This window comes from Opitutus sp. sgz309028 (assembly GCF_059821195.1).
In genome coordinates, this window is record NZ_JCAMRR010000001.1 from 647111 (window position 1) to 663449 (window position 16339).

Annotated in this window: 13 protein-coding genes; 9 read left to right on the forward strand and 4 right to left on the reverse strand. The window is 66.1% G+C overall.

Going from position 1 to position 16339, the window contains the following annotated elements; all coding sequences use genetic code 11:
* Both AC6RV7_RS02365 and AC6RV7_RS02370 read right to left on the reverse strand, forming a co-directional pair.
* A complete protein-coding gene (locus AC6RV7_RS02365; RefSeq protein ID WP_500092295.1) occupies positions 1-810 on the reverse strand; it encodes a TPM domain-containing protein in 810 nt (269 codons plus the stop codon).
* On the reverse strand, positions 807-1445 hold the full coding sequence (locus AC6RV7_RS02370; protein ID WP_500092296.1) for a LemA family protein: 639 nt from the start codon (positions 1443-1445) through the stop codon (positions 807-809). The genes AC6RV7_RS02365 and AC6RV7_RS02370 overlap by 4 nt, the downstream gene beginning before the upstream one ends.
* A 171-nt stretch (positions 1446-1616) precedes the next feature.
* Between AC6RV7_RS02370 and AC6RV7_RS02375 the strand changes: the two genes are divergently transcribed.
* The 3 genes from AC6RV7_RS02375 to AC6RV7_RS02385 all read left to right on the forward strand — a co-directional run bounded on the left by AC6RV7_RS02375 (position 1617) and on the right by AC6RV7_RS02385 (position 3376).
* Positions 1617-2054: a CBS domain-containing protein gene (locus AC6RV7_RS02375; RefSeq protein WP_500092297.1), complete on the forward strand. Its 438-nt coding sequence runs from the start codon at positions 1617-1619 to the stop codon at positions 2052-2054.
* A gap of 88 nt (positions 2055-2142) precedes the next feature.
* Positions 2143-2937 (forward strand): dienelactone hydrolase family protein, encoded by a 795-nt coding sequence (locus tag AC6RV7_RS02380; protein WP_500092298.1) that lies wholly within the window; start codon positions 2143-2145, stop codon positions 2935-2937.
* Positions 2938-2956: 19 nt separating this feature from the next.
* A complete protein-coding gene (locus AC6RV7_RS02385; RefSeq protein WP_500092299.1) occupies positions 2957-3376 on the forward strand; it encodes a hypothetical protein in 420 nt (139 codons plus the stop codon).
* A 26-nt stretch (positions 3377-3402) separates the two neighbouring features.
* Here the strand turns inward: AC6RV7_RS02385 and AC6RV7_RS02390 are convergent, their stop codons facing one another.
* Positions 3403-4422: a calcium:cation antiporter family protein gene (locus tag AC6RV7_RS02390; protein WP_500092300.1), complete on the reverse strand. Its 1020-nt coding sequence runs from the start codon at positions 4420-4422 to the stop codon at positions 3403-3405.
* Positions 4419-5216 carry an ABC transporter ATP-binding protein gene (locus tag AC6RV7_RS02395; RefSeq protein ID WP_500092301.1) on the reverse strand — a complete coding sequence of 266 codons (798 nt, stop codon included), beginning with the start codon at positions 5214-5216 and terminating at the stop codon, positions 4419-4421. The genes AC6RV7_RS02390 and AC6RV7_RS02395 overlap by 4 nt, the downstream gene beginning before the upstream one ends.
* Positions 5217-5528: 312 nt before the next feature.
* On the opposite strand from AC6RV7_RS02395, the gene AC6RV7_RS02400 reads away from it, so the two are divergent.
* From AC6RV7_RS02400 to AC6RV7_RS02425, 6 genes are all read left to right on the forward strand, one after another.
* The gene (locus AC6RV7_RS02400; protein WP_500092302.1) at positions 5529-6269 is read left to right on the forward strand and encodes a hypothetical protein; all 741 of its coding nucleotides are present in this window, start codon (positions 5529-5531) and stop codon (positions 6267-6269) included.
* 171 nt (positions 6270-6440) lie between these two features.
* A complete protein-coding gene (locus tag AC6RV7_RS02405) occupies positions 6441-7082 on the forward strand; it encodes a sulfite oxidase-like oxidoreductase (RefSeq protein ID WP_500092303.1) in 642 nt (213 codons plus the stop codon).
* A gap of 125 nt (positions 7083-7207) precedes the next feature.
* Entirely contained in the window at positions 7208-8404 is a 1197-nt protein-coding gene (locus tag AC6RV7_RS02410; RefSeq protein WP_500092304.1) for an MdtA/MuxA family multidrug efflux RND transporter periplasmic adaptor subunit, read from the forward strand.
* Positions 8401-11505 carry a multidrug efflux RND transporter permease subunit gene (locus AC6RV7_RS02415; protein ID WP_500092305.1) on the forward strand — a complete coding sequence of 1035 codons (3105 nt, stop codon included), beginning with the start codon at positions 8401-8403 and terminating at the stop codon, positions 11503-11505. Before AC6RV7_RS02410 ends, AC6RV7_RS02415 begins: the two co-directional genes overlap by 4 nt.
* Entirely contained in the window at positions 11502-14648 is a 3147-nt protein-coding gene (locus AC6RV7_RS02420; protein ID WP_500092306.1) for an efflux RND transporter permease subunit, read from the forward strand. The genes AC6RV7_RS02415 and AC6RV7_RS02420 overlap by 4 nt, the downstream gene beginning before the upstream one ends.
* 75 nt (positions 14649-14723) lie before the next feature.
* Entirely contained in the window at positions 14724-16040 is a 1317-nt protein-coding gene (locus tag AC6RV7_RS02425; protein WP_500092307.1) for a dicarboxylate/amino acid:cation symporter, read from the forward strand.
* Positions 16041-16339 lie beyond the last annotated feature (299 nt).

Below are 16339 nucleotides of genomic sequence, written 5' to 3' on the forward strand. Positions count from 1 at the left end.
TCACCACTTTCCTCCGGCGCCACCGCCACCGAAACTTCCGCCGCCGCCGGAGAACGTGCCGCCGCCTCCGCCGCCCCAACCTCCTCCGCCGCCGCGACCACCCCACGGTCCGGGGCCCATCCACAAACCGCGCCGGCCACGGGGCGAATAATAGGAGCCGCGGCGGCGATTCACCGCGCTCGCGATCACGATGAAAAGAATCACCACGAGGATTCCCAGCGGGCCGAGTCCCCGGCGATTCTCGCCGCCGGCTTCGCGCGCCGTTCGACCCGTGCCGGTGTATTCGCCGCGGGCCGCCGCCATCATCGCCTGCACGCCAGCGTTGATGCCGCCGGTGAAATCGCCGGAGCGAAATCGCGGAATCATTTCGTCCTCGATGATGCGTTTGCAGAGCGCGTCGGGCAGCGCGCCTTCGAGACCGTAACCGGTCACGATCCGCACGTCATGGCTCTGCATGAACATGAACAGCACCGCGCCGTTGTCCTTGGCCCGACCGCCGACGCCCCACTTTTGCGCGACGCGCACGGTGTAATCCTCCACCGACGAATCGCTCTCCATCCGGGGATAGATGGCGACGAGGATCTGGCTCGAGGTCGCGCGTTCGAATTGCGCGAGCTGATCGTTCAGCTGTCGTGCCACGTCCGGGCGCACGACGTTGGCGTAGTCGTTGAAATGATTTTCCGGCGGCGGCGGAATCGTCTCGGCCGCGCGCGCAAACGTGCCACCGACCACCAGCAGCAGCCACGCGAACCCGACTCGCCAGCCGGTCGGCCAACCGCCTGCGCGGTGAATTCCTGCCCGCCCGCTCACGACTTTTTCGGCTCCACCTTCGACTCAAAATCGAAGTCGACGCTCGGTGGCCGGTCGGCACCGGGCGTGGCCGAGAAATACGGCCGCGGCGTGTGGCCGAACATGCCGGCGAAGATCACGGCCGGGAAGCGTTTGATCGCGGTGTTGTAAGCCTGCACCGCCTCGTTGAAACGGCCGCGCTCGACCGCGATCCGGTTCTCCGTGCCTTCGAGCTGCGCCTGCAGATCGCGAAATGACGCCGTCGCCTTCAACTCCGGATAACGCTCCGCGACGACGAGCAGGCGCGAAAGCGCGGAGCCGAGCTGGCCCTGCGCACGCTCGAATTCCGCGAACTGCTGCGGGTCCGTCGGCGCGCTCGAGGGCGGCAGTTGCACGCGGCCGACCGACGCGCGGGCTTCGGTGACTTCGTTCAGCGTCGTGCGCTCGAAGTTCGCCGCGCCTTTGACGGTGTTGACCAGATTCGGCACGAGGTCGGCGCGCCGCTGATAGACATTCTGCACCTGCGCCCACGCCGCATCGGCGCCTTGTTGCAGGGTGACGAGCCGGTTGAAAACGCCGGCCACGGAAACCGCGATGATGACGCCGACCACCACGAGCAGGCCGACAACGATCAGGAGAATTTTTCCGAAGCTCATGACGGTGAACAAAGCCGGCGCGACCAAACTCGCAAGGGGCATCGCGTGCGAGCGCCCACGTTCAAGCGATGTCTCAGGGTCGTCGCCGGCGCCGATATTTTCCGCGTTTTCCGGCTTTGCGGTTGCGGCTCGCCGGCGGCTGGCCATGCTCAGGCGCAACCCCGCTTTCTCATGAATACCCCCATCTCTGCGCTATTGGAACGCAAGGGTGCCGTGGTGCATTCCGTGCCCGGAACCGTCACGATCGCCGAAGCGGTCGCCGAAATGAACCGCCACCGGATCGGTGCGATCGTCGTGCTCGAAAGCGGCCGCCTGGCCGGCATTTTCACCGAGCGTGACGTCCTGCGCCGCGTGGTCGGCGCGGGCCTGGATCCGAAAACGATGCGCGTGGCCGACGTGATGACGACCAACCTGATCACGATCACGCCCGAGAGCACGGTCGACGACGTGATGTTGCTCTTCAGCGAGAAGCGTTGCCGGCATCTTCCCGTTCTCGCGAATGACCGGCTCGTGGGGCTGATCTCGATCGGCGATATTTCCCGTTGGGTGTCCGACACGCACCGCGCGGAAGCGGAGCAGCTCAAGAGCTACATCGCCGGCGGATTCTAGCCCTCGGCAGGGCGGTGAAGGTCGCAGCTCCCGACCCGACGCGCGTCGCATTTGACGAGCCGGGCGGCACATCTACGTTCCGCCTGCCATGAAGACCCTCGCCGCTTTCTGCCTTTCCCTCGCCCTCGCTTCGGGGCTGTCCGCGAAAATCGTCAAGCGCCCCGTTGCCTATGAGCACGAGGGCGTGAAACTCGAAGGCTATCTCGCCTACGACGACGCCAAAAGCGCCGCCAAGAAACTCCCCGGCGTCGTGATCTTTCCCGAGTGGTGGGGCTTGAACGACTACGTCAAAGGCCGCGCGGAACAGATCGCGCAGCTCGGCTATGCGGCGTTCGTCGCCGACATGTATGGCGCCGGCGTGGTGACGACCGATCCGAAGAAAGCCGGCGAGCTCGCGGGTCAGTTTTACGGCAAGCCTCTGATGAGTCAGCGGGCGCGCGCGGCGCTCGACACCTTCCTGAAACAGCCGGTGGTCGACGGCAATCGCGTGGCGGCGATCGGTTATTGTTTTGGCGGCGCCGTCTCGCAGGTCCTCGCCTACAGCGGTGCGCCGCTCGTCGGCATCGTCAGTTTCCACGGCAGCCTCGTGCCCGCGTCCGCGGAAGCCGCCCGCCAAAACCACGCGAAGTTTCTCATCTGCCATGGCGCGGTGGACCCGTTCATCAGCAAGGCCGACCTGGACGCGTTCCTGCAGAGCCTGAACGACGGCAAATTCGATTATCAGTTCAACCAATACGCGGGCGCCGTGCACGCCTTCACCAATCCCGGCGCCGACCAGATCGCGGCCGCTGGACTCAAAGGCGTCGGATACAACGCCGCCGCGGACCGGCGTTCGTGGGAGAACATGAAGACGTTCTTCGCCGAGATCTTCGCGCAGAAGTAAACCTTTTCGTTCTCCACGCATGGACCTGGCCGCCGCCCGTCAACTCATCCAAAGCAGCTTCGCGCGCATGGATGCGCTTTATCGCCGTCCGCTCTTCGACGAATGGGCGATCCTGTCCGCCGCTCCCGCCGGCGTGCTCGCCTACTCGGGGCCGCGCGGCTCGAATTTCCGCGAGCAACTCGCGACCGATGCCGAGCCGCTGCGCGCCGCCGCGACCGGCCGGCCGCACGATCCCGGCGACTTCGAATTCGCGACCGATGCGCCCGGCACGTCCTACGACGCTTGCATGAAGATCGGCGAGAAAAGCTACCTGATCTGCAATCACACCACGCGCTCGCTCGCCGAGATTCGCGCCGATGCGAAGTGGCTGAAGGCGCAGGCGGCGTTTTTCGAACTCAGCGAAAAATTCCGTGCCGATCCGCTCGTTCTGACCTCGTGATGCTTTTCGACGCCGCGCGCGCGGCGTTAACCGAGCAGCCCGGCACCCACGAACCACGCGTAGGCCGCCATCAGTCCCCAGCCGCTCCACCGCGGCAGCCCGCCGACCAGCGCCACGCACAGCAAATGCGCGAGCGCGACGCCGCTCAGCAGCAGCAGACCACTTTGAAAAAACGCCGGCACTGCGACGGGCTGGAGCGCCGCGCACAGCCCGATGCACAGCGGAATGCAAATGTGGCCATCGCCGACCTGCGACGCGTAAGCGACGTCGGCGCGCCCCCGCGCCGCGTAATAAAACGCCAGCAACGCATTCGGCAGCACCATCAGCCAACCGCTCAGCCAGCCGAGGTTTTCCGCACTGATAAATCCCGCCGGCCGGTCCGATAGCCACGCCACGAGCCAGTCGATGCTCACATACAGCCCATACGCGCCGACAAGCACGATCAGCAGATCGAAGTAAAACGCGCCCCCAAACGAGCGCCGCTGCCGGACGTTGTGCTTCATCACGTCGAACACCTGCAGGCACTGCCAGAAGAGAAACAACGCGATCAGCACCAGGCCGTCGCCACGATCCAGCGTGCCATCCCGGCCGAGCACCCAGGTCACGCCGCTGAAAAACAACACCGCCGCAAGGGTCAGCAGCAGCGAAAGCCGGTTCAACTGCTGTTCCGTATCCACGTTTTCGCGACCTCGCGCCGCGGCCTTCCGCCGGCGCGCCGGCCGCGCGGCGGATTTCAGCCAGAGTCCCCAGACGAGCACCGGCAACCCGAGCACCACCGTGAGGTTTGTGACGTTGTTCACGAGGCAGTTCGTCAACACTTCCTGCAGCGGGTCCTTCCGTGCCACCACGATGCCGACGAACAGGAGATTACCGAGCCCCGAACAATAGGGCATCACCAGCGTGCCGAGCGCGGTGCCTTCCAAACCGTGCTTCAGCAGCGCCTCGAGCCGCCAGATCATCAGCAGCGATGCCGCCAGGAATAGCGCGAGGTAGGTCCACACGCCGGTGAGATCGAGCGCGTCGATCAGCTGGGTGAGCGGATTCACGTCCGCTGCAGCCGCAGCTGCCAGCGCCCGTCGACGCGCCGCAGCTTCATCGGCGCCGCAAACGTCTCCGCCAGTTTCGTGCCGACCAGCACGCGCTCGATCTCGCCGGCCGCGACAACACCGCCGTTGCGCAACAGCAGCGCATGCGTGAAGGCGGGCATGATTTCCTCGACGTGGTGCGTCACCAGCACGATCGCCGGCGCGCTGCGATCGCGACGCACCGCCAGCCCCTGGACGACGTTCAGAAAATGTTCGCGCGCCACCGGATCGAGGCCGGCGCACGGCTCGTCGAGGATGAGCAGCCGCGGCCGCGCCATCAACGCCCGCGCAATCAGCACGCGCTGCCGCTCGCCTTGCGAAAGGTAGAGCCACTCGCGTTCCGCAATCTTCGCCGCGCCGACGTCGCGGAGCAGCCGCAGCGCCGCGCGCCGGTCCGCGGCCGACACCGGAGCCCACAAATCAAGCTGCGCGAACTTACCGCTCATCACGGTCTCGAGCGCCACCTCTGCCGGCGGAATCGCCGCCGCGAACGCACTCGTCACCACCCCGACGTGTCGCCGCAGTTCCCGCCAGTCGCTGGCGCCATAACGCTGCCCCAGCACCGCGAATTCGCCCGAGGTCGGCGACAGAAATCCCGTCAACGCCTTCAACAGCGACGTCTTGCCCGAACCATTCGGCCCCAGGATCACCCAGTGTTCGCCGGGCCGCACCGTCCAATCGACGCCCCGCAAAATTACGGTGTGGCCGCGCTCGATGTGCAGACCGGAAATTTCCAGCACCGGCTTCGGACTCATGCGCGAGCCTCCCGCGGCGCCCGACGTCCTTGGTTCCACGCAACAACAGGTGAGGAGTTCATCGAGGATTGAACGGCGGATGTCACCACTTTGAACCCGGGCCGCAAGGTCGTAAGTGGGGCATGCAGGAATCCCGTTTTGTGCCGACGCCGTCATGCAGGATTCGGGATAGCACCGGCCGACGGTTTTTTACCCCGTTTTTCTAGTGATGGAGATTCAGCGGCTTCCGTCTCGAGGCAGTGGATCGGCACGGTCGATGCGGAATACCTCCCCGTCTGCGCTGAGCTCAACGTTCCAACGAAAGGACCGTCCATGAAAACATCTCTCAAACGCCTCACTTTTCCCGCCGCCTTGCTTGGTGCAGCTTGCGCGGCAGGCACGCTTTACGCTGGCGCCGACGATTCCGAACGCCCGCGCATCGATGCCGCGGCCAATGCGTCGGCCGCCCTCAACAGCGGCGGCAATCCCGCCTCGGCGATCGGCGCAGCGCATCTGAATCCGCCCGCGACGGCTAACCGCGCGCCGGCGATCTACGGAAATTCCGGCACCATCGGGCTTAACGGCGATGCCGCCGCGGCGAGCGCCGCCAACGGCGTCACTTCGCTCAGCGTCGGGACACCGGAGACGATCGGCATGCGTCGCGAACGACTCCGCGAGGCGACCGCCCGGGCCGGCGTCGCGCCGCCCGCTCCGGTGCTGGTGCCCGCGCGCAGCGAAGTGGCGGCGCCCAGCCCCGGCGCGCGCGACCAGTTCGCCCGGCAGATCGAGATGAACATTGCTTCGAATCAGCGGGCGATGGACTCGGTTCGCCTGCGGGCGCGGAATTTCGATGCCACCGGCGCCGCCCGTTTCCGCGCCGCGGACGACGATGTGCGTCGCGCCGAGTTGCGACTGCAGCGCAGTCTCCGCGACGCCCAGCGCGCGTCGGCGGATCAATGGGCCACCGCGCAGGCCTCGCTGGCCGACGACTACGATCGTTACGCCCAAGCCGTGGCCAAAGCCCAGAGAATTTCCGCCTCGGCGGATGTAAACGCCGAGCCGGAGTCCCGTTGATCGGACGCGCGTGCCGCAATCACACGACGCCCGATTCAACAACAGGAAGAGATAGTGCGTGATTGGCGCCCCGGCGGAGAGCCGCCGGGGCGCTCCGCGTCCTGACGTTGACACACCCTTCATTTCCGCGCCGCACTTGCCTGCAATCGCGCGCCCGCGCACGTTGGTCGCATGTCCAAAGCCCGCTACATCGAGGCGAAGCAGAAATGGGCCGAAAAACAAAAAGCCCGCGGCGTTGTCGCCCGCGCGACGGCGTCAACCGATCGGCTGCCGCCGGGGCAGAAGCTCACGACCGGTTTTCCCGTGCTGGACCTGGGCGTGCAGCCGGAGATTCCGCTGACCGAATGGAAGCTGACGTTGAACGGCCTGGTCGAAAAACCCCGCGACCTGTCCTGGAACGAATTCAATGCGCTGCCGCAAGTGGAAGATATCAGCGATTTTCACTGTGTGACGACATGGAGCCGATACGACTGCCGCTGGAGCGGCGTGGCGTTCACGACACTTTATGAACTCGTCGAGCCTCGGCCCGAGTCGCAGTTCGTTTATTTCACGAGCTACGACGGATATTCGACGAATGCGCCGCTGGCGCAATGCCTCGACGACGACGTGCTCGTCGCCACGCACTTCGATGGCGCGCCGCTCACGCGCGAGCACGGCGGCCCGGCGCGCGTGATCATCCCGAAACTCTACGCGTGGAAAGGCGCCAAGTTCGTCAGCGGCATCACATTTCTCGCCGAGGACAAACTCGGTTTCTGGGAGGTGCGGGGTTACTCGAACTCCGCGGATCCATGGAAGGAAGAACGCTACGCCTGAGCCGCGGCCGCTGATGGCCGATCGAATCGCCGCCGGACGATCCGAACGAAAAATCCCGAAAAAATTTTCCGGCGTTTCGTGTCAAAGGTGAAGCCTTCTTGCGCCGCATCCGTCTAGCGGCGTCGATGTCAGATTCTCCGTCCAAACGTTCACGTGCCCGCTGGTTTCTTTACGGCGTGGTGGTCATCGGCATTGGTGTTGCCGTATGGTATTTCGCGTTCCGCGCGAAGCCCGAGCGTGGGCGTTACCCGATGCCCGCGTGGGCGGGGGCGGAGTATCCGCCGCGGGTGCCCGTGCGCACGGTCGACGCGAAACTCCAGCCGCTGCCGGTGCACGTGAAAGCGATCGGCACCGTGACCCCGCTCAACACCGTGACGGTCCGGAGCCGCGTAGCCGGCGAACTGCTGCGGGTGGCCTTCGAGGAAGGCCAGCGCGTCGAAGAGGGGCAGTTGCTCGCGGAAATCGATCCTGCGTCCTACCGCATCCGTCTCGCCCAGGTGGAAGGGCAGCTGCAGCAACGCGCCGCACAGCTGGAAAGCGCACGCAGCGACCTGCAGCGCATCCAGAATTTGCACACGCAGAACCTCGTCACGACGCAGCAGCTCGAGGTCCAGCAGGCGCTGGTGGCCGAGCGCGAAGGCATGCTCGCCGCGGCCCAGGCGGAAGTCGACGATGCCCGCCTCGAACTCACCTACACGCGGGTGCAGGCGCCGATCACCGGCCGCGCCGGACTGCGTCGCGTCGATCCCGGCAATCTGGTGCGCGAGGGCGACGCCAATGGGCTCGTCGTCATCACGCAAACCCGGCCGATCGCGGTGACGTTCACCATCCCCGAGGTCGATCTTCAATCGGTGCTCGATCCGGTGCGCAGCGGACAAATCCTCACTGTCGAGGCGTGGGATCGCAGCGAAACCAAGGTCCTCGCGACCGGCACGCTGAAGACCGTCGACAATCAGATCGACACCGCGACGGGCACCCTCCGGCTCAAGGCCGAGTTCGACAACGACCAGGACCAGCTTTTCCCGAATCAATTCGTGAACGTCCGCATGCGGGTGCGCACGCTCGACGACGCCGTGGTGATTCCCTCCGCCGCCGTGCAGTTCGGCTCGCGCGGCACCTACGTTTACGTGATCGGACCCGAAAACAAGGCGATCGTCCGCGATGTCGTTTTGGGTCCGATCGACGGCACGCTCCAGGCGGTCACGAAAGGTCTTAAGCCTGGCGACCCCGTGGTTCTCGAAGGTCTCGACCGACTCCGTGAAGGCCGCGCCGTGGTGATCGCCAACGACGAACCCGCCCCCACGACCGCCAAGCCGCTATGAGTTTGTCGCGTCCGTTCATTCAGCGGCCGGTTGCGACCACGCTGCTGATGGTGGCCCTGCTGCTTTCCGGCGTCATGGCCTACCGGCTCCTGCCAGTCGCCGCGCTGCCGCAGGTGGATTTTCCCACCATCCAGGTGTTCACGTTCTATCCGGGCGCGAGTCCGGCCGTGACGGCGAGCGCAATCACCGCGCCGCTCGAACGCCGCTTCGGCCAGATTCCCGGCCTGAGCCAGATGTCCTCGTCGAGCTCGAGCGGTGCATCCGTCATCACCCTGCAGTTCTCGCTCGAGATCGAGATGGGCGTCGCCGAACAGGAGGTGCAGGCGGCCATCGCCGCGGCGGACAATCTCCTGCCCAACGATCTCCCGGCGCCGCCGATTTATCGCAAGGTCAACCCGGCCGATGCGCCGATCCTGACGCTGGCCGTCACCTCCACCACGATGCCGCTGCCGCGTGTACATGATTTGGTGGATACGCGCATCGCGCAGAAGCTCGCGCAGATTCCCGGCGTCGGCATGGTCAGCCTCGCCGGCGGCCAGCGGCCCGCGGTGCGCGTGCAGGTCAACCCCGCCGAGCTCGCCGCGCGCGGCCTCAATCTCGCGTCGATCCGCAGCGCCATCTCCGCCGCCAGCGTCAACCAGCCCAAGGGCAGTTTCGACGGTCCGATCCGCAGCATCCTGATGGACGCGAACGACCAGCTGCGCTCGCCCGAGGAGTATCGCAATCTTGTGATCGCCTGGCGCGACGGCGCGCCGCTGCGGCTCGGCGAGGTCGCCCGCATCGAGAGCGGCGCCGAGGACCGCCGGCTCGCCGCGTGGGCCAACGATCTCCCGGCCGTGTTGATCAACGTCCAGCGCCAGCCTGGCGCCAATGTCATCGAAGTGGTCGACCGCGTGAGCGCCCTGCTCCCGCAGTTGTCCGCCAGCCTGCCGGCGGCGGTCGAGCTGACGGTCCTCACCGATCGCACACAAAGCATCCGGGCGTCCGTCCGCTCGGTGCAACACGAGCTCATCTTCGCCGTGGGCCTCGTGGTCCTCGTCACCTTTGTGTTTCTCCGCAATCCCGCCGCGACGATCATCCCGAGCATCGCCGTGCCGCTCTCGCTGATCGGCACGTTCGGCGTGATGTATCTCGCGGGTTATTCGCTCAACATCCTCACGCTGATGGCGCTCACGATCGCGACCGGCTTCGTGGTGGACGATGCGATCGTGATGATGGAGAACATCGCCCGTTTCCGCGAACAGGGCTACTCCGCGATGGAGTCGGCGCTAAAAGGCGCGGCGCAGATCGGTTTCACGCTCGTCTCGCTCACGCTCTCCCTGATCGCGGTGCTGATTCCGCTGCTGTTCATGGGCGACGTGGCCGGCCGGCTGTTTCACGAATTCGCGATCACCCTCGCGGTCTCGATCCTCATCTCGCTGGTCGTCTCGCTGACGCTCACGCCGATGATGTGCGCCCGCATGCTGCCGGCGAACATGTCGCACGACACGGGCAAACGCGGATTCCTCGACCGCGTGATCGACCGCTACGGCGAGCTGCTCGACTGGGTGCTGGCCCGGCAGAAAATGGCGCTGCTCGCGACCGTGGCGACACTGGCGCTGACCGCCGGACTTTACGTCATCGTGCCGAAGGGCTTTTTCCCGGTGCAGGACAACTCGGCGATCCAGGCAGTCACCGAAGCTCCGCAGGCAATTTCGTTTTCCGCCATGGCGGAGCGGCAGCAGGCGCTCGGCGCGATGATCCTCCAGGATCCCGCTGTCCGCAGCCTCTCGTCGTTCATCGGCGTCGACGGCACGAACTCGACGCTCAACAGCGGCCGCATGCTGATCAATCTCAAGCCCCACGAGGAACGCAGCGAATCGGCGCAGGACGTGATCGAGCGGCTGCGCGCCCGCGCCAGGGAGATCCAGGGCATCACGCTCTATCTGCAGCCCGTGCAGGAACTCACGATCGAGGACCGGGTGAGCCGCACGCAATTCCAGTTCATGATCACGACGCCGGACAGCGAGCTCCTCGAGGAATGGGTGCCGCGGCTGGTCTCGCGCCTTTCGCAGGAAACCGCGTTGAGCGACGTGGCCAGCGATCTGCAGGCACAGGGGCTGCAGGCGTATCTTGAAATCAACCGCGACGTCGCCAGCCGGCTCGGCGTGAGTGTCGCCGACATCGACGACGCGCTCTACAGCGCCTTCGGTCAGCGGCAGATTTCGACGCTGTTCACGCAGGCGAGCCAGTATCGGGTGATTCTCGAAGTGGACCCGCGGCTGATCACCGGCCCCGCGGCGCTCGAAAGCATCTACGTCACGCCGCGCAACGGTCCGCCGGTGCCGCTCTCGAGCATCGCGCGCGTGAGCGAACGTCGTGCGCCGCTCCTGATCAACCGCGTCGGGCAGTTCCCCGCGGCCACGATCTCGTTCAATCTCAACGGCGGCGCCTCGCTCGGCGAGGCGGTGGCGACGATCGAGCGGATCACCCGCGAGATCGGGCTGCCGCCGGCGATCGAGCTGCGTTTCCAGGGCGCGGCGAGCGCCTTCCGCTCCTCGCTTTCCAGCACGTTGATGCTGATCCTCGCGGCGGTCGTCACGATGTACATCGTCCTTGGCGTCCTATACGAGAGCAGCATCCATCCGATCACGATTCTATCGACGCTGCCGTCGGCGACGGTCGGAGCGCTGCTGGCGCTCTGGGTCACGAACCGGCCGATCGATATGATCGCTGTCATCGGCATCATCCTGCTGATCGGATTGGTGAAGAAAAACGGCATCATGATGATCGACTTCGCGCTCGAGGCGGAGCGCCGGCAGGGGCTCTCACCCGTCGCCGCCATCCGTCAGGCGGCGCTGCTGCGGTTCCGGCCGATTCTCATGACCACCCTCGCGGCGCTCTTCGGCGCGCTGCCGCTGATGCTCTCGACCGGTTCGGGCGCGGAGCTGCGCCAGCCGCTCGGATTGGTGATGGTCGGCGGGTTGCTCGTCAGCCAGGTGCTGACGTTGTTCACGACGCCGGTGGTGTATCTCTTCTTTGACCGGATCGCGCACCGCGCGCAGGCGAGGCGTCGCCGCGAGTCCGCTCCGTCCGCCCTGCCCGCCGCCGCCCCGCAATGAACCTGTCCCGTCCCTTCGTGCGACGCCCGGTGGCGAGCGCGTTGATCGCGATCGGCATCGTCCTGCTCGGCTGGCTCGCCTACGGACTGCTGCCGGTGGCGCCACTGCCGGAGGTGGATTTCCCGACGATCCACGTGAGCGCCTCGCTGCCCGGCGCGAGCCCCGAAACGATGGCGTCCAGCATCGCCACGCCGCTGGAACGCTCGCTCGGCAGCATCGCCGGCGTGATGGCGATTCGCTCCAACAGCAGCCAGGGATCGACCAGCATCACCCTGGAATTCGATTTCGATCGCGACATCGACGAAGCCGCGCGCGACGTGCAGGCCGCGCTCAACGCCGCCCGCGGTCAGCTGCCATCCGGGATGCCGCGCAATCCCAGCTACCGGAAGGTCAACCCCTCGCAATCGCCGATCCTCGGTCTGGCCCTCAGTTCGCCCAATCTGGCGCCGGGCGATCTCTACGATCTCGCGTCGACCGTGCTGGCGCAGAAAATTTCGCAGGTCGCAGGCGTCGGCGACGTGCAGGTGTGGGGCAGCGCGCTCCCCGCTGTCCGCGTTCAGCTCAATCCCAACGCCCTCGCCCACCACGGCATCTCGCTCGATGAGGTGCGGCGCGCCATCACGGAAACGAATTCGCTGCGGCCACGCGGCTTCATCGAGCACGGCGCGCGGAACTGGCAGGTGGAAATCAGCGGACAGCTGCGCCGGGCCGCGGAATACCGGCCCTTGATCATCCGCTATCGCGATGGCGCGCCCGTCCGCCTGGGCGACGTTGCGACAGTGACCGATTCCGTGGAGAACCGCTATGCGAGCGGCTTTCACAATGACCGCAACGCCGTGCTGCTGATGGTGCGGCGCCAGCCCGGCGCGAACATCATCGCGACGATCGAGGCGATCAAGGAACAGCTTCCCGGCCTTCGCGCGCTCGTGCCCGCCGACGCCGAACTGGCGCTCGTGATGGATCGCTCGCCCGGCATTCGCGCGACCTTGCACGAGGCGAAGATCACTTTGCTGTTCGCCGCCGCGCTCGTGATGCTGGTGGTGTTCGCCTTTCTCGGCAACGCCCGCGCCGCGCTCATCCCCAGCCTCGCGATTCCCGTTTCGCTGATCGGCACGTTCGCGATCATGTATGTCTACGGGTTTTCGCTGAACAACCTGTCGTTGATGGCGCTGATCGTCGCGGCCGGCCTGGTGGTCGACGACGCCATCGTCGTCCTCGAAAACATCTCCCGCCACATCGAGCGCGGACTCTCGCCGTTGCGCGCATCGCTCCGCGGCGCCGGCGAAGTGGGTTTCACGCTGCTCGCGATGAACCTCTCGCTGGTCACCGTGTTCATCTCGATCCTGTTCATGGGCGGACTGGTCGAGCGGCTGTTTCGCGAATTCTCGATCACCCTCGCGGCGGCGATGCTGGTGTCACTCGCAGTTTCGCTGACGCTCACGCCGAGCCTTTGCTCGCGCTGGCTCAGGCCCCACGCGGCGCCCGCGCCGGCCGCGGGGCGTCGGGGATTGGGTTTCCGGCAGCTGAGCGATCGCTCGTTCGAGTTCGTGCGCGGAATCTATGCGCGTTCGCTCGGCTGGGTGCTGCGGCATCCCACGCTCATGCTGCTGATTTTCGTCGGGACGATCGCGTTGAACGTCTCGCTCTACGTCAGCATTCCGAAGGGTTTTCTGCCGGAGCAGGACACCGGGCAGCTGAACGGCTGGGTGCGCGGCGACGACGGTTTTTCCTTCCAGATCATGCAGCCGAAGATCGAGGCCTACCGCCGGCTGCTCCTCGCCGATCCGGCGGTCGCGGACGTCGTCGGCATGAGCGGCGGCGGCAACGGCCTGAGCAACGGCTGGATGATGGTCCGGTTGAAGCCGCTCGCGGAACGCGGGGTTTCCGCGACCGAAGTCGTCGACCGCCTGCGGCGCAGCGTTCCGCCCGTGCCCGGCGGGATGATGTGGCTCAGCGTCTCGCAGGACATCGGGATGCCGCGCAGCTCCGATGCCGGCTCCTACGATTTCACCCTGCTGTCCGACGACCTCGCGCTGCTGCGGAAATGGGCGCCGAGGGTGTCGATCGCGTTGCAAAAACTGCCCGAGCTCACGGACGTCGAGGAGCCGCGCGATCGGGGCGCCAAGCAGGTGATGCTCACGGTCGATCGCGAAGCGGCCCGCCGGCTGGGCGTGAACATGCAGATGGTCACCCAGGTCCTCAACAGCTCCTTCAGCCAGCGCCAGATCTCCACCATCTACGACGAGTTGAACCAGTATCGCGTGGTGATGGAGCTCGAACCGCGCTACACGGAAGATCCGGCCACGCTCGACCAGGTGCAGGTCATCGGATCGAACGGCGAACGCGTGCCGCTGTCGGCGTTCACGCGCTACGAATATTCGTTGATCAACGATCGCGTGAACCATCGCGGGCAGTTCGCCGCCGAAAACATCGGCTTCTCGCTGGCTCCCGGTTATTCGCTCGAACAAGGCCTCGCGGCGATCGACCGCACGATGGCGGAAATCATGCTGCCGACCGAGATCCAGGGCGGACTCGCCGGCACGGCGCAGACGTTTCAGCGCAGCCTGCAGCGCCAGCCGTTGCTGATTCTGGGGGTGCTCGTCGCCGTTTATCTCGTGCTCGGCATTTTGTATGAAAGCACGGTGCATCCGCTGACGATTCTTTCCACGCTGCCGTCCGCAGGCGTCGGCGCGCTGCTCGCGCTGCGCCTGACGGGCACGGAGTTCAGCCTCGTCGCGCTGCTCGGTCTTTTCCTGCTGATCGGCATCGTGATGAAAAACGCGATCCTGATGATCGACTTCGCGCTCGCTTCGGAACGGCAGGACAACACCTCGCCGCGCGAAGCGATTTATCGCGCCGCGCAGATGCGGCTGCGCCCGATCCTGATGACCAACATCGCCGCGCTGCTCGGCGCGCTGCCGCTGGTGCTGGCGACCGGCGAGGGCGTCGAGATGCGCCGGCCGCTGGGACTCGCGATCGTGGGCGGACTGGCTGTCAGCCAGTTGCTCACGCTCTACACCGTGCCGGTCATCTACCTGTGGCTGGATCGCACGCGGCTGCGGATCTCCGGTTTCATGCAAGCGCGACGGGGCGGTCGCACCGTCGGCCCGCCTGCCGCGGAGGCGCCGCGAGCGACGCCTTGAGCGGCCGGCCCCGTTCGAACGGTGGCTAACTGAGGTGGACATCGCCGGCGGCGCTGCGCAGCGTCGCCGCACCCTATGGCAGAAACGAATCGGCGACTGGCGAACCGTATCTTGATCGGACTGGTGGCGGGCGCGCTCGCCGGCGCGTTGACACTTGCGGTCGGCAGCGTGTTTCCTCCCGCGCTCACGTGGGCGCGGACGCTGTCGACGGAGGTATTCGATCCGCTGGGACAGGTTTTCCTGCGGTTGTTGTTTTTCGTCGTGCTGCCGCTGGTGTTCGCGTCGCTCGCCGCGGGCGTGCTGCAACTCGGCCGGCTGGATCGGCTGGGGCCCCTCGCCGGCCGGACGTTCGGTCTGTTCGCGCTCAACATGGCCATCGGCGTCGCGCTCGGCCTGCTGATGATGAACCTGCTTCAGCCCGGCAGCCATCTCGCTCCGGAAGCCAAGGTTCGACTGATGGCGGAGTTCGGGGGCGCCGCGCAGCAGACGATCGCGACCCGCGCCACGCAGCCGGAGATGAACGCGATGACGATCGTCGAGATGTTCATGCCGAAAAATCTCTTTGGCGCGGTGGTCGGCAGCGGTCGCACCATGCTCGGCGACGTGCTGCCGCTGATCGTATTTGCGATCCTCACGGGCGCCGTCGGAACCCAGCTCGCCGCGGACAAGCGGCAGAAGTTGCAGACCGGGCTCGACCTCGTGAGCGAGTTGATGACCGGCATCGTCCATTTCGCGCTGCGCCTCGCGCCCTACGCCGTGCCGGCGATGATCTACAGCGTCATCGTGAAGATCGGCATCGATATCCTGATCGCGCTCGGCGTCTTCGTGCTCGGCTGCATGGCCGTCCTGCTGATCCACCTGTTCGGATCGATGACCGTTTTCCTGAAGGTTTGGACGACACGGTCGCCCGCGGCGTTTTTTCGCGACATCAAGACGGTGCTGGTGACGGCGTTCTCGACCAGCTCGAGCGCAGCGACGCTGCCGGCGGCGCTGGACTGCGCGCGGGAGACGCTGGGTGTGAAGCCCTCGACGGCGGGTTTCGTGCTGCCGCTCGGCACCACGATGAACATGAGCGGCACCGCGCTTTACGAAGGCTGCGTCGTCCTCTTCGTCGCGCAGGTTTTCGGCGTCGACCTCGGTTTCGTGCAGCAACTGACGCTGCTGGCGTTGAGCGTGCTCAGCGCGGTCGCCGTGGCCGGCATTCCTGGCGGCTCGCTGCCGCTCATCGCCGGTCTGCTGATGTCGTTCGGCATTCCGCCGGAAGGCATCGGCATCGTGATCGGCGCCGATCGCGTGCTCGACATGACCCGCACCATGACGAACGTCGGCTGCGATCTGGTGACCGCCGTGATCGTCGATACGCGGGTCGCCACCGACGAGACCGCCGCCTGACGGCGGGCTCGCGACGCGCGACGTCTGGGCACAAAAAAGGCGGGCCGAGAGACCCGCCTGTCAGGCTGACGCGGATACGCGTCAGGCGAAGAACTTGTCCGTGTCCTGGTGACCGTTGGCGCCGTTCGGGCCCGAATGCGTTTCCTCGGATTCGGCAGCGGCCTCGGCGTCCGCGGCGTTCGCCCGGGCTCCGGCCGGCTGGCGGGCGGGGCGGACCGCGAGGGCATTGCGACGCACCAGCACGGGAGTCTTGATCTCGTCCGACTTGGGCGCGGGCTCGGAGGACTCGGCCTTGGCTT